At 74.3% G+C, this 13717-nt stretch carries 14 protein-coding genes; 11 read left to right on the top strand and 3 right to left on the bottom strand.

What is annotated here, in order from left to right; translation table 11 throughout:
* Nucleotides 1–4: 4 nt before the first annotated feature.
* Complete coding sequence (locus HFV08_RS31750; protein ID WP_168541200.1) at nt 5–148, top strand: hypothetical protein; 144 nt, start codon at nt 5–7, stop codon at nt 146–148.
* Between the two features lie 70 nt (nt 149–218).
* On the opposite strand, the gene argC is transcribed toward HFV08_RS31750, so the two are convergent.
* Nucleotides 219–1247, bottom strand: coding sequence for an N-acetyl-gamma-glutamyl-phosphate reductase (gene argC, locus HFV08_RS20565; RefSeq protein WP_168541199.1), 1029 nt, complete (start codon nt 1245–1247; stop codon nt 219–221).
* Nucleotides 1248–1346: 99 nt separating this feature from the next.
* Here argC and HFV08_RS20560 point away from each other — a divergent pair, with 99 nt between their 5' ends.
* The 3 genes from HFV08_RS20560 (at nt 1347) to HFV08_RS20550 (ending at nt 3963) form a co-directional block, all read left to right on the top strand.
* Nucleotides 1347–2084 carry a VOC family protein gene (locus HFV08_RS20560; RefSeq protein ID WP_168541198.1) on the top strand — a complete coding sequence of 246 codons (738 nt, stop codon included), beginning with the start codon at nt 1347–1349 and terminating at the stop codon, nt 2082–2084.
* Nucleotides 2085–2253: 169 nt separating this feature from the next.
* Nucleotides 2254–2958 (top strand): HEAT repeat domain-containing protein, encoded by a 705-nt coding sequence (locus HFV08_RS20555; protein ID WP_168541243.1) that lies wholly within the window; start codon nt 2254–2256, stop codon nt 2956–2958.
* Nucleotides 2959–3963: a MerR family transcriptional regulator gene (locus HFV08_RS20550; protein WP_168541197.1), complete on the top strand. Its 1005-nt coding sequence runs from the start codon at nt 2959–2961 to the stop codon at nt 3961–3963.
* Between the two features lie 112 nt (nt 3964–4075).
* Here HFV08_RS20550 and HFV08_RS20545 read toward each other — a convergent pair whose 3' ends face one another.
* The gene (locus HFV08_RS20545) at nt 4076–4615 is read right to left on the bottom strand and encodes an AAA family ATPase (protein ID WP_168541196.1); all 540 of its coding nucleotides are present in this window, start codon (nt 4613–4615) and stop codon (nt 4076–4078) included.
* Nucleotides 4616–4803: 188 nt separating this feature from the next.
* On the opposite strand from HFV08_RS20545, the gene HFV08_RS20540 reads away from it, so the two are divergent.
* From HFV08_RS20540 to HFV08_RS20515, 6 genes are all read left to right on the top strand, one after another.
* Nucleotides 4804–5397 (top strand): helix-turn-helix domain-containing protein, encoded by a 594-nt coding sequence (locus tag HFV08_RS20540; RefSeq protein ID WP_210430551.1) that lies wholly within the window; start codon nt 4804–4806, stop codon nt 5395–5397.
* A 223-nt stretch (nt 5398–5620) separates the two neighbouring features.
* The gene (locus HFV08_RS20535) at nt 5621–6556 is read left to right on the top strand and encodes a class I SAM-dependent methyltransferase (protein WP_168541194.1); all 936 of its coding nucleotides are present in this window, start codon (nt 5621–5623) and stop codon (nt 6554–6556) included.
* A gap of 112 nt (nt 6557–6668) precedes the next feature.
* Nucleotides 6669–7280, top strand: coding sequence for a dihydrofolate reductase family protein (locus tag HFV08_RS20530; protein ID WP_168541193.1), 612 nt, complete (start codon nt 6669–6671; stop codon nt 7278–7280).
* An 83-nt stretch (nt 7281–7363) separates the two neighbouring features.
* On the top strand, nt 7364–7756 hold the full coding sequence (locus HFV08_RS20525) for a helix-turn-helix domain-containing protein (protein ID WP_168541192.1): 393 nt from the start codon (nt 7364–7366) through the stop codon (nt 7754–7756).
* A 124-nt stretch (nt 7757–7880) separates the two neighbouring features.
* Nucleotides 7881–8297 carry a VOC family protein gene (locus HFV08_RS20520; RefSeq protein ID WP_210430550.1) on the top strand — a complete coding sequence of 139 codons (417 nt, stop codon included), beginning with the start codon at nt 7881–7883 and terminating at the stop codon, nt 8295–8297.
* Nucleotides 8298–8573: 276 nt separating this feature from the next.
* Entirely contained in the window at nt 8574–10970 is a 2397-nt protein-coding gene (locus HFV08_RS20515; RefSeq protein ID WP_168541190.1) for an ATP-binding cassette domain-containing protein, read from the top strand.
* 184 nt (nt 10971–11154) lie between these two features.
* Here the strand turns inward: HFV08_RS20515 and HFV08_RS20510 are convergent, their stop codons facing one another.
* Nucleotides 11155–12954 carry an MFS transporter gene (locus tag HFV08_RS20510; RefSeq protein WP_168541189.1) on the bottom strand — a complete coding sequence of 600 codons (1800 nt, stop codon included), beginning with the start codon at nt 12952–12954 and terminating at the stop codon, nt 11155–11157.
* A 56-nt stretch (nt 12955–13010) separates the two neighbouring features.
* On the opposite strand from HFV08_RS20510, the gene HFV08_RS20505 reads away from it, so the two are divergent.
* Nucleotides 13011–13562: a CGNR zinc finger domain-containing protein gene (locus HFV08_RS20505; protein ID WP_312885757.1), complete on the top strand. Its 552-nt coding sequence runs from the start codon at nt 13011–13013 to the stop codon at nt 13560–13562.
* Nucleotides 13563–13717: the final 155 nt, after the last annotated feature.

Here is a 13717-nt window from a genome sequence, read left to right as displayed (position 1 = left end):
CTCCTTGTTCGTCCCGCGGTTCCTCGCGGTGGTCGTCGCGGTCTTCGTCGCGCGGTGGGTCGTCGTCCCGTACGCCATCGCCTCGTACGGAGCCGTCCCGCATGGGGCGTTCCCGTACCGGGTCGTCCCGTACGGGGCCGTCCCGTAGGCCGTGGCCCGGTGACCCGCCGTCCCGGAGGGCGTCTTCGCACGGCGGGAGGCGCGGGGCCGGGTGGTGCTCACGGGGCCAGGCCGGTGAGCGGGAGCCCGAGTTCCTCGGGCAGGCCGAGGGCGAGGTTCATGCTCTGCAGGGCGCCGCCCGCGGTGCCCTTGGCCAGGTTGTCGATGGCGCCGACGGCGAGCACCCGACCCGCCTCGGTGTCGTGGGCCACCTGGATCTGCACCGCGTTGGAGCCGTACACCGAGGCGGTGGCCGGCCACTGCCCCTCGGGCAGCAGGTGCACGAAGGGCTCCTCGGCGAAGGCCTTCTCGTACGCGGCGCGCAGCACCTCGGCCGTGACACCGGGCGCCGCCTTCGCGGAGCAGGTCGCGAGGATGCCGCGGGGCATGGGCGCGAGGGTCGGCGTGAAGGAGACGGTCACCCGCCGCCCGGCCACCGCGCTGAGGTTCTGGATCATCTCGGGCGTGTGCCGGTGCACCCCGCCCACCCCGTACGGGGACATCGAGCCCATCACCTCGGAGCCGAGCAGATGGGGCTTGGCCGCCTTGCCCGCGCCCGAGGTCCCGGAGGCGGCGACGATCACGGCCTCCGGCTCGGCGAGACCCTCCGCGTAGGCGGGGAAGAGGGCGAGGGAGACCGCGGTCGGGTAGCAGCCGGGCACCGCGATCCGCTTCGTCCCGGCGAGCGCGGCCCGGGCGCCGGGGAGTTCCGGCAGACCGTAGGGCCAGCTCCCGGCGTGCGCGGAACCGTAGAACCGCTCCCAGTCGGCGGCCTCCCGCAGCCGGAAGTCGGCACCCATGTCGACGACCAGGACCTCGGGCCCGAGCTGCTCGGCGACGGCGGCGGACTGCCCGTGCGGCAGCGCGAGGAAGACCACCTCGTGCCCGCCGAGCACCTCGGCGGTGGTCGGCGCGAGCACCCGCTCGGCCAGCGGCAGCAGATGCGGCTGCACGGAGCCGAGCCGCTGCCCCGCGTTGGAGTTCGCGGTGAGCGCCCCGATCTCCACCTCGGGATGGGCGACCAGCAGACGCAGCAGCTCCCCGCCCGCGTACCCGCTCGCTCCCGCCACTGCCGCACGTACCGTCATGAGTAGGCCTCCTCCTTGGAGGCATGACTATACGTTTCTTCGCACTTTTATGCAATGAAGTTTCTCGGGGGTGCGGAGGCGGGTGCATAGGATCCCGGCATGACCCTGCGTCCCGTTCTGGTGAACATCAAAGCCGTCGACGACTCCGCGGTCGGCCGGTTCTGGGCGGAGACGCTCGGCTGGCAGGTCTCCGGCGGGGAGCCGGGGGCGACCGCGGTCAAGCCGCCCGGCTTCGACTGGCGGGACCCGGTCTCCGTCTGCCTCGACGTCATCGCCGTGCCGGAGCCGAAGACGGCGGTGAAGAACCGGGTGCACCTCGATCTCGCCACCACCTCCGCGGCCCATCAGGCGGAGCTGGTCGCGCGTCTGCGGGACCTCGGCGCGACCCCCGTCGACGTGGGCCAGGGCGAGGTGCCGTGGACGGTCCTCGCCGATCAGGAGGGCAATGAGTTCTGCGTGCTCGAACCCCGGGAGGTCTACCGGGACACCGGGCCGATCGCCGCCGTGGTGGTCGACTGCGCGGATCCGCGGGCCATGGCCCGGTTCTGGGACCAGGCGATCGGCTGGACCCTGCACGAGGTGACCGACGAGCGTGCGGTCTGGCGCTCCGACCGGGGCGTCGGCCCGTACCTCGAATTCCTCCGCGTCGGCGGGAAGAGCGTGCCGGACCGCGTCCATCTCGACCTGGTGCCGGAGGCCGGTGACGACAAGGCGGCGGAGGTGGACCGGCTGCGGGCGCTCGGCGCCGGGGACCTCGACGTCGGGCAGGGCGAGGTCCCGTGGACGTGCCTGGTGGACCCGGAGGGCCATGAGTTCTGCGTACTCGCCCGGTCGTAGCGCGTGCCGTGCGGCGGTGCGCTCCCCCGGCGGGGCGCCGACGGCCCCCCGGCGGCCGGGCCCGGTCGCGACGGACCTCGACACGGTCGGCCTCGATACGGCCGACCTCGACACGGTTGACCTTGACACGGTGGCAAGCTCTTCACTCCTCGTCGAGGAGGTGGTCTCGATGACGACCACGGGACAGGACACCGGCGCGGCCGGGCAGGCGGAGGCGGGGACGCAGGCGGTACGCACGCTCCGGGGACTGGCGGACGCGCGGCCGTCCGTACGGCTGGGGGCAGCCCTCGCGGCCGGTGCGCACCCCGACCCGCGCTACGTCGGCGCGCTGCTCGAACGCTGCGCCGACGAGCCCGAGTTCTCCGTCCGCGACACGCTGACCTGGGCACTCACCCGCCACCCGGTCTCCCTGACGCTTCCGGGGCTGCTCCGCGCACTGTGCTCGGAGCACGCGCAGGCCCGGAGCCAGGCGCTGCACACCCTCTCCAAGATCGGGGACCGGCGGGCCTGGCCCTCGCTCACCCGGGCGCTCCTCGCCGACGCCGAGGACGAGGTGGCGCGGAGCGCCTGGCGGGCCGCGGTGGTACTGGTGCCGGAAGGCGAGGAGCCCGCCCTGGCCGCGGCCCTTGCCACGCAGCTCGGGCGCGGTGAGCGGGAGACGCAGCTGAGCCTGAGCCGGGCGCTGGTCGCGCTCGGTGAGGTGATCGTGCCAGAGCTGCTCGCGGCGGAGACGGCCCCCGACCCCCGGGTGCGCACACACGCGCTGGCCACCCGGCAGCTGCTGCGCGACCCGGACACCGGATTCGGGTACGCCGTCGAGGAGGCCAAGCGCGTCGTGGCGCTCGGCGGCTTCGGCCCGGAGGGAGGTCCCTAGGTGTTGATCGGTGAGGTGGCCCGGCGGTCCGGGGTCAGCGCCCGGATGCTCCGGCACTACGAGTCGCTCGGCCTGGTGCGCCCCGCGGCCCGCAGCGGCTCCGGCTACCGGGAGTACTCCGGGGAGGACATCCGGCGGATCTTCCACATCGAGAGCCTGCGGGCGGTGGGGCTCTCGCTGCGGGAGATCGGACGCGCGCTCGACGACCCGGGCTTCACGCCCACCGCGCTGGTCGACGATCTGATCCGCCGCACGCGCGAACGCCTCGCGGCGGAGGGCGAGTTGCTGACCCGGCTGGGCCGGATCCGGTCCGCGGAACCCGGCGGCTGGGAGGACGTCCTGCGGGTGGTCGCCCTCCTCCAGGCGCTGGGTTCCACGAGCCCCGGCGCCCGCCAGCGCGCCGCCCTCTCCTCGGCCGGGGAGGTTCCGGTGCCGGTGGAGGCCCTGGCCGAGGCGGCGCTGCACGAGACGGAGCCCAATGTCGCCGGGGCCCTGCGCTGGGCGCTGGCCCGCTCCGGCGAGGGCGTCCCGGCCCTGCTCGCGGAGGGCCTCGGCGCACCGGCGGCCCCGGTGCGCGAACGGGCCGTACGGTCCCTCGCCGAGCTGCCCGGCGAGGAGGCCGCCGCCCTGCTGCGGGAGGCCCTGGCCCATCCCGACGAGGTGGTCCGCGGGCAGGCGGCGCTGGCTCTCGGGACGCGCGGGGAGGCCGGCACCGTCCCGACGCTCCTGGACATGATCGTGGCGGGCCGGAACGACACCGACGCCGCCGACGCCCTGAGCGTGCTGGCGGGCGACCCGGCGACAGCGGACCGGATCGCGGCCGGACTCCTCGACCGCCTCGCCCGCGAGACCACCGCGGCACCCGCCCGCGGGCGGCTGACCCAGGCCTTGGCGGACATCCCGGGATCCAGGGCCGCGGACGGCCTCGGGGCGCTCTCGGCGGACGCGGACCCCGCCGTCGCGCTGACCGCGCGCTACTTGCTCCGGCTGCGCGGGGCGGGGTGACCGGCTGCCGCCACGCTCTCGGCGTATCTCTCCTGCCGCCCGCCCGGGCTTCGCGGAGGGCCCGCCTCGGGTGCCGCGCGCCCAGCGCCGGTCCACGCGTGGCGAGGAGGCCTCAGCTTCCGGCGGCTTCGCTCCCCATCGCCGCCGCGATCCGCCGGGCGGCCTGGGCGGGCGTGAGGTGCGTGGTGTCGACGACCTCGGCCGCGGTGTGCAGCCAGGTGCGGGCGGCCTCGGCGTAGGGGGCGAGGTACCGGAGCCGGAACGGGGAGTCGGGGCCGATGACGGTGTCACCCGCGATGCGCGCGCGGAGGGTCTCCTGATCCGCGTGGAGGACGAAGTGCCGTACCGGGATGGCGTGATGGGCGAGGCCCGCGCTGATCTCCCGCCAGTACTCCTCGACCAGGACGGTCATGGGCATCACCAGGGTGCCGCCGGTGTAGTCGAGGACGCGGCGGGCGGTCTCCACCACGAGCTGCCGCCAGGGCGGCCAGTGCTGGAAGTTGTCCGTGGCGGGCAGCCCCGGTGTGATGTCCATCAGGGTCTCGCCGACCTTCTCGGCGTCGAACACCCGGGAATCCGGCAGCAGTTGCCGCAGCTGCGCGCCGGTCGTCGTCTTGCCCGCGCCGTGGGTGCCGTTGAGCCATACGATCACGGAGCCACGCTAGGGCGGTGCGGCCGCGTACGTCTGCCGCATGGTCGGGTCAGGCTCCAGCGGAACGCGGAGCCCCGTTATTGCTGCGGTCCGTCCCGTATGCACTGCTGCGGTCCGTCCCGTACGGCCGCACGCACGCCCCACGCCCGAGCCGCCGCGTCTTGCCGCAGCGGCATACGGTGTTGCCCATGACGCAGGCCGACGGGGAACTGGACAGCTTGGTGCGCGGGCGGATCCGGGCGCTGCGGGTGGCTCAGGGCTGGTCCCTGGAGGAGCTGGCCTCCCGGGCGCGGCTCAGCCAGTCCACGCTGAGCCGGATCGAGAACGGGCAGCGGCGCCTCGCCCTGGACCAGCTCGTCACGCTCGCCCGCGCGCTGGACACCTCCCTCGACCAGCTGGTCGAGAGTGGCGCCGAGGAGGTCGTCTCCAGTCCGATGATCGACGCCGCCCACGGGCTGATGCGCTGGCCCCTCAAGGCGGAGCCCGGCATGACCGTCGTACGCCGCCGGGTGACCGAACCGCCGCCCGACAACCCCGCGCGGATGCGGGCCCACCCCGGCCGCGAATGGCTCGTGGTGCTGTCCGGCACCGCGGTGCTGCTCCTCGGCAACCGGCGGCTGCGGATCGAGACCCATCAGGCGGCGGAGTTCCCCACCATGCTGCCGCACGCCCTCGGCGCCGAGGGCGGCCCCTGCGAGATCCTCGGCATCTTCGACCGCGACGCCCGCCGCGGCCACCAGCGCGGCAAGGACCCTGACGGGACGCAGAGCCCGGAGGTGTGAACGCTCAGAGACCGCCGGCACTGCCCCCACCCCCGGCCCTGCCGCCACTGCGGGCGTCGCGCACGCTGCGAGCACCGTGGACCCAGGGAACCCGGCTAAGGCCATGGAGGCCCAGAGCGCCGCCGCGAGCGCTTCTTGCGCGTACGGCAGCAGGGCGGGCCATCATCTTGCGTATCGCGAAAGCATCCTCCCGGTAGACGCAAGGCCCGCCTACCGTGGCGGCATGAACCCCACCCCGCGCCCTCCGTCGCCCGACACCCCGCACTCCCCCTCGCCCCACACCACTCACGCGAGCGGCCACGGCGACCACGACTACGACTACGACTACGACCACGACCATGACCACGACCCCACCGCCGACCAGTCGGAGATCCTCGACCTGGACGCGGAGGTCCTCGCCGACCACCTCGACGCGCTCACCGCCTGGCTCCCGGTCGGGGCCGCACCCCGCCGCATCCTCGACCTGGGCTGCGGCACCGGGGCGGGCACCCTCGCCCTGCTCGGCCGCTTCCCCGGGGCCGAGGTGACCGCGGTGGACGCCTGTGATGCGCACCTGGACCGGCTCCGCGAGAAGGCCGCGGCGGCGGGAGCGGACGACCGGGTGCGCCTTGTGCGGGCCGACCTCGACGCACCCGCCTGGCCCGGCCTCGGCGCCCCGCAGCTGGTGTGGGCCTCGGCCTCCCTGCACCACCTGGCCGACCCCGTCCGCGCCCTGCGCCGGGTACGTGAACTCCTCGCCCCCGGCGGGCTGTTGGCGGTCGTCGAACTCGCCGGGTTCCCCCGCTTCCTCCCGGCGGACGCCCCCGAGAGCGCACCCGGCCTGGAGGAGCGCCTGCACGCCGTGCTCGACCACCGGCACACCGCCCAACTGCCCCACCGCGGCGCCGACTGGGGTCCCCTGCTCACCGGGGCCGGATTCACCGTCGAGGACCGGCGCACCCTCCGCCTCGCCATCGGCTCCCCGCACACCGAGGCCGTGGGCCGCTACGCGCTCGGGGGCCTGCGCCGGATGCGCGAGCGCGCCGCCGCCGAGCTGGCCCCCGGCGACCTGGCCGCCCTCGACCAGCTGCTCGACACCGGGGGCCCGGAGAGCCTGCTGCGCCGAGCCGACCTGGCCGTACGCACCGAACGCACCGCCTGGGCCGCCCGCCGCGACTGAACGGCACCCCGCGCACCGATGAGTTTCCGCGCCCCGCGGCGTCTGAAGGTCCAGGATCGGCACAGGGTCCGCAGGCGCAGCGGGACAACGCACGACGGAAAGGTGAGGCGTGATGAAACTGGTCGTACAGGAGTTCCTGTCCCTCGACGGGGTCAGCCAGGGGCCGGGGGCTCCGGACGAGGACACCAGCGAGGGCTTCGAGCGGGGCGGCTGGTTCGTGCCGTATCTGGACGAGGAGTTCGAGCGGATCGCCGGCAGCTGGCTCGGGGAGGCGGACGCGCTGCTCTTCGGGCGCCGTACGTACCAGAACTTCGCGCGGGACTGGCCGCGGATGACCGACCACCCCTTCGCCGCGACCATGAACGGCCTGCCGAAGTACGTGGCCTCCGACAGCCTGGGCGAGGCGGGCTGGAAGCCGGTGACGATCCTCTCCGGGGACGTCCCGGCCCGGGTCGCCGAGGTGAAGCGGCAGCCCGGCCGGGAGATGCAGGTGCACGGCAGCGCGCGGCTCGCCCGGACCCTGCTCGCGGCGGGGCTCGTCGACGTCCTGCGGCTGGTGATCGCCCCGGTCGTGGTGGGCCAGGGGCGGCGCCTCTTCCCGGACCGCGGCGTCCCCGTCGGACTGCGGCCCGTCAGCGGGCGGACGACACCGGGTGGGCTGTCGGTGCAGGTCTTCGAGTCGGCGGGGGTTCCGGAGTTCGGGACGTACGGGGGTGGGGAGTAGGCCGCGCGGGAGGGGCCCCGGGGCCGTCCGGCAGCCGCCGTCCGGAGGTCGCGCCGACGCCGTCCGGGGCCACAATGGGGCACATGAACCTGGACGACCTGGTCCGGCTGCGCCGCGCGCGGGACACCATGGACCGGGACTACGCGGAGCCGCTGGACGTTCCCGCGCTGGCCGCGGTGGCGCTGATGTCGCCGGGGCACTTCTCCCGAAGCTTCCGCGCCGCCTTCGGCGAGAGCCCGTACGGCTATCTGATGACCCGGCGGGTCGAGCGGGCCAAGGCGCTGCTGCGGCGGGGCGACCTGAGCGTGACCGAGGTCTGCTTCGCGGTCGGCAGCACCTCGCTGGGGTCCTTCAGCTCGCGCTTCACGGAGCTGGTCGGCGAGAGCCCGAGCGCCTACCGGGCACGCGGCCACGAGGAGAGCGCCGCGATCCCGCCCTGCGTCGCCAAGTACGCCACCCGCCCGGTCAGGGGCTGAACCGCCCCTCGGGAGTGGGGCTCCGGCCCGGCCATGACCGGCTGACCGGTCACGGCGAACCGGCCGGGCGAACCGGTCAGGAATGGAGAAGCAGGATCCGGCCCCGGCTCGTAGCGTCGTCGGCATGGACATCAAACTCGCCACCTGTTTCCTCGCCGTCGACGACCACGACAAGGCGCTCGCCTTCTACCGGGACATCCTCGGCCTGGAGGTACGCAACGACGTCTCCTTCGAGGGGATGCGCTGGGTGACCGTCGGCAGCCCCGGCCAGCCCGATGTGGAGGTCGTCCTCGAACCCCCGCTCGCCGACCCCAACGCCTCCGCGGCCGACCGGCAGGCCATGGCGGAACTGCTCGCCAAGGGGCTGCTGCGCGGGGTGCACTTCGCCACCGACGACCTGGACGCCACCTTCGAGAGAATCCGGGCGGCTGGCGGCGAGGTGCTCCAGGAGCCGATCGACCAGCCCTACGGCGTCCGCGACTGCGCCTTCCGCGACCCGGCGGGCAACATGCTCCGCTTCAACCAGGCCCGCGGGAAGTAGAGCCGCGGGCGGCGGGACCGCCGGGGCCGGGACATGACCCGTTCGTACGGTAGTGTCCCGGCCCCGGCCTGGGAGGGTCCCCGGGGCCGGGCACGGACGGATCCGGAGACGGACGCGACGGCGGACACCAGGGCAAAGACACACCAGGGCAACGATGAGGGCGCAGACGCAGACGCAGGCACCGACGCTGACGCTGACGAAGACGAAGACGGACGCGAAGACGAGGACGGGGACGGGGGCCGCTGGGGGCGGTTCCTGCCACAGAGCGGAGAGAGCATGAGCAAGCCCAAGGGGACGGACACGCAGCCGCCCGCGCCGCACGCCGCCGACAGCCACGACCTGATCCGGGTGCACGGCGCGCGCGAGAACAATCTCAGGGATGTCAGCATCGAGATCCCGAAGCGGCGCCTGACGGTGTTCACCGGCGTCTCCGGCTCGGGCAAGAGCTCCCTGGTCTTCGACACGATCGCCGCCGAGTCGCAGCGGCTGATCAACGAGACGTACAGCGCCTTCGTCCAGGGCTTCATGCCCACGCTCGCGCGGCCCGAGGTGGACGTGCTCGACGGGCTGACCACCGCCATCGCCGTCGACCAGCAGCGGATGGGCAGCGACCCGCGCTCCACGGTCGGCACCGCCACCGACGCCAACGCGATGCTGCGCATCCTCTTCAGCCGCCTCGGCGAACCGCACATCGGCCCGCCCGGCGCCTACGCCTTCAACGTCCCCTCGGTACGGGCCAGCGGGGCCATGACGGTCGAGCGCGGCGCCAAGAAGGCGGAGAAGGTGACGTACTCGCGCACCGGCGGCATGTGCCCGCGCTGCGAGGGCCGCGGCTCGGTCTCCGAACTGGACCTCAGCCGGCTCTACGACGACTCGCTCTCGCTCCACGAGGGCGCGCTGACCATCCCCGGCTACAAGACGGGCGGCTGGAACTACCGGATGTACACCGAGTCCGGCCTGGTCGACCCGGACAAGCCGATCCGCGCGTACACCAAGCGGGAGCTGCACGACTTCCTGCATCGCGAGCCGACCCGGCTGAAGATCGCGGGCATCAACATGACCTACGAGGGCTTGGTCCCGCGGATCCAGAAGTCGATGCTCGCCAAGGACCGGGAGGCGATGCAGCCGCACATCCGGGAGTTCGTGGACCGGGCGGTCACCTTCACCACCTGCCCCGACTGCGAGGGCACTCGGCTCACCGAGGGCGCCCGGGCCTCGAAGATCGAGCGGGTCTCCATCGCCGACGCCTGCGCGATGGAGATCCGGGATCTGGCCGAGTGGGTCCGCGGCCTGGCCGAGCCCTCGGTGGCGCCGCTGCTCACCGCGCTCCGGCAGACCCTGGACTCCTTCGTGGAGATCGGCCTCGGCTATCTCTCGCTCGACCGGCCCGCGGGCACCCTCTCCGGCGGCGAGGCGCAGCGGGTGAAGATGATCCGCCACCTCGGCTCCTCGCTCACCGATGTCACCTATGTCTTCGACGAACCCACCTCGGGCCTGCACCCGCACGACATCCAGCGGATGAACGAGCTGCTGCTGCGGCTGCGCGACAAGGGCAACACCGTGCTGGTCGTGGAGCACAAGCCGGAGCTGATCGCCATCGCCGACCATGTGGTCGACCTCGGCCCGGGGGCCGGCACCGAGGGCGGCACCGTCTGCTTCGAGGGCAGCCTCGCCGGGCTGCGCGGCAGCGACACCGTCACCGGGCGGCATCTGGACGACCGGGTCGCCGTCAAGGAGACGGTACGGGAGCCCGGCGGCGCCCTGGAGATCCGCGGGGCCACCGCGAACAATCTGCGCAAGGTCGACGTGGACATCCCGCTCGGGGTGCTGACCGTCGTCACCGGGGTCGCGGGTTCCGGCAAGAGCTCGCTGGTGCACGGCTCGCTGCCCGGGCAGGCCGGTGCCGAGGGCCTGGTGTCGATCGACCAGAGCCCGATCCGCGGCTCGCGGCGCAGCAACCCGGCGACGTACACCGGTCTGCTGGAACCGATCCGGAAGGCCTTCGCCAAGGCCAACGGCGTGAAGCCCGCGCTGTTCAGCGCCAACTCCGAGGGTGCCTGCCCGAATTGCAACGGCGCCGGGGTCGTCTACACCGACCTGGCGATGATGGCGGGGGTGGCCAGCACCTGCGAGGAGTGCGAGGGCAAGCGGTACCAGGCCTCGGTCCTGGAGTACCACCTCGGCGGGCGGGACATCAGCGAGGTGCTCGCGATGTCGGTGGCCCGGGCGGAGGAGTTCTTCGGCTCCGGCGAGGCGCACACCCCGGCCGCCCACCGGATCCTGGAGCGGCTCGCGGACGTCGGGCTCGGCTACCTCACCCTCGGCCAGCCGCTCACCACCCTCTCCGGCGGCGAACGGCAGCGGCTGAAGCTGGCGACCCATATGGCCGAGAAGGGCGGCGTCTACGTCCTCGACGAGCCGACCACCGGACTGCACCTCGCCGATGTCGAGCAACTGCTGGGCCTGCTCGACCGGTTGGTGGACTCCGGCAAGTCGGTCATCGTCGTCGAGCACCACCAGGCGGTGATGGCCCACGCCGACTGGATCATCGACCTCGGCCCCGGCGCGGGCCACGACGGCGGCAAGATCGTCTTCGAGGGCACTCCGGCGGACCTGGTCGCGGCCCGGTCCACCCTCACCGGTGAGCATCTGGCGGAGTACGTGGGCGGGTGAGGCCGAGCGCCGGGGCGGTCGCCCGGGCGGGCCGGCGACGGGTTCGGTCACCCGGGCGGACCGACCGCGGGTTCGGGCGCCCGGGCGGACCGACGGCAGGTTCGGTCGCTCGGGCAAGTTGAGGTCCGATCCCCTCAACTGCCGTGCGCGGGGCCGGACTCGGGGGCGCGGGCGGCTCGCTTGGTTACGTCGGGGGTACGCCCGCTCCCCCCAGGAGCGGCAGGCACACCAGCGCGCCGAGAGCGTGGAGCGCGGCGGCGGCGCACAGTGCCGCGGGGACCGAGAACGTGGCGAGCAGCCCGGCGAGTCCGGTGCCTGCGGCGAAGCCGGTGATCTTCAGGCTGGCCCCGGTGGTGAAGACCTGCGCGTGCAGGGAGCCGGGCGCGTCCCGGTGGCGTACCGCGAACAGGGCGGTGAGCTGTGGACCCCCGGCCGCCCCGAGCGGCAGGACGGCCGCCAGGAGCAGCAGCGGCACCCCCGTGGCCGCGAGCAGGCAGGCCGCGGCCAGTGCCAAAGCCGTCCAGAACAGCAGGAGTTCGGGCCGGACGAGGTGTGCGCGGCGGGCGAGCAGCGCATTGCTCAGCAGGGAGACGAGCGCCGCGGCGGTCAGCAGATAGGCGCCCCGCCCCGGCGCGCCGAAGGCCGCCGCGCCCAGCAGGGGGACACAGGCGAGAAACGCGCCCTCGCCCGCACACCCGCATACCGAGGCGGCGGTGGCCCGTGCCAGGGCGCGCGTTGCCCCCAAGGCGCGGACACCCGCGCGGAGTTCGGCCACCAGATCGCGCAGCGCCCAGGCGGACGACTTCGCGCGGGCGCTTGCGCGGAAGCGGGCGACCAGATGCGGCAGCCTGCGGAGCGCCACCAAGGCGCGCACATACAGGGAGAGTTGAGCCACGGGGCCCGGCTGCCTACGGATGGGCGCCAAGAGGCGGAAGACGGCGCGGAGTTGAGCCGCGCGGCTGGGCGGCATACTGCTGGCCGCCAAGACACCTACGTCTTCGGGAAGTTGGGACCCAAGGCCCGGCAACGCACGGCTGGGCGCCATGTCGCCTACGTCTTCGGGGAGTTGGGGCCCACGGTTCGGCAACGCGGGGCGGGGCGTCAAGTCGTCGGAGTCTTCGGGAAGTTGGAGTCCAAGGCCCGGCAAGGCAGGGCTGGGCGCCAAGTCTTGTGATGCGGCCGGGAGTCGGGCGGCGGTGCCCGGCGAGCAGACGGCCGTCCCGTCCGGGGTGCGGCCCTCGGTGGTGGTCCGGCTCCGATCCCCTGGACGACCGCCCGGCGCCCCGCCTCGCGGGGGCAGGCGCAGGGCCACCGGTGCGGCCGCCCCGATGAGCAGGGCGGCGAGGAGGACGCCGTACGGTGCCCCGGCGAGTGCCGCCGCGGTACCGGCGAGGGCGGGGCCCGCGAGCGCGGCGAACTGGAAGGTCATGGCATCCCTGGCGTTGGCGCGCGCCAGGTCCTCGGGGCTTACCAGGCGCGGCAGTTGGGAGGTCCAGCCGCCGGAGAGGGCGGGGCCGAGCAGTCCCGCGCAGCCCGCCAGCCCGGCGCTCAGCGCGAAGGGGGCGCGGCCGAGGCTCGCGAGCAGCAGGAGCAGTGCCGCCGCGTGGCCGCCGAGCGCGAGGGCGAGCAGTCGGCCCGGCCGCGCCGAGCGGTCGAGAAGGGCGCCGAGCAGCGGCCCGCCGAGCGCCGACGCCGCGGTCAGGGCGGCGAGCAGCCCCGAGGCCCGCGCGGCGGAGCCGGTGACGGCGAGCACGGTCAACAGCAGCGCGGGGCCGCAGAGTTCGTCTCCGGTACGGGCGCTGGCGGCACCGCCGAGGTAGGCGCGCGGGGTGCGCCCGGGCGGGACGCCCGCAGCGCGCCCGGGTCTGGTGCCCGAATTGCGCTCACGCCGCGTGCCCGCAGCGCGCCCGGGCCGGGCGCGGGGAAGGCGGTGGGACCGGGTGCGGGGTGGGTGCCCGGGGCCGCCGGGGGGACGGATTCGCATGGGCGGCACGGTAGGGAGGTAACGCAAAAGTTGACCAGGGGCGTTACATTGGGCGGGTGACGTCCTCCGCGTACGAGTGGTCCACGCGCCACTCGGTCCTGACCAACGCCCGCCGGACCGCGGCTCTGGTGAACGTCCTCTCCGAGGAGGACACCGGCCCCGAGGCGGTGGCCGAGGTGCTGCGCGCCTACGGGGAGCGCGGCCCGCTCACGCTCACCGAAGCCGAGGTGAGCGCCCTGCGCGAGGTGGCGCGAGAGCTGCGTACCGTCTTCGCGGCGGACGGCACCGACGCCGCGGCCGAGGCGCTGAACCAGCTGCTCGCGCGGACTCCGGGCGCGCTGCGGCTCAGCGCCCACCAGGGCGGCACGCCCTGGCACCCGCACCTGGACAGCAGCGACGAGGCCCCCTGGGGCGAGTGGTTCCTCGCCTCCTCCTGCCTCGCCCTGATGGTGCTGGTCTGGGACCAGCAGCGGCCCCCGGGCGGAGTCTGCGCCGCGGACCGCTGTACGCGCGTCTACCTCGCCCAGGGCAGCGGAATGGCCCGCCGGTACTGCTCACGCCGGTGCGCGACACGGTCCAGAGTGGCGGCGCACCGGGCACGTTCCTGAGCGGGGGCGGACAGAGCCAGGCGGATGCGGATAGGGCCAAGCGGACGGGGCCGGGCGGGCGGGGCCGGGCGGGCGGGGAGCCAGGCGCGAGCGAACCGGACGGACGCGGGGGTCGAGTGAGCCCGGACAAGGCAGACGCGGACCCGGCGAACGCG

Source organism: Streptomyces physcomitrii, from assembly GCF_012273655.1.
Lineage (GTDB): Bacteria > Actinomycetota > Actinomycetes > Streptomycetales > Streptomycetaceae > Streptomyces > Streptomyces physcomitrii.
This window is presented reverse-complemented; position numbering and strand designations above follow the sequence as displayed.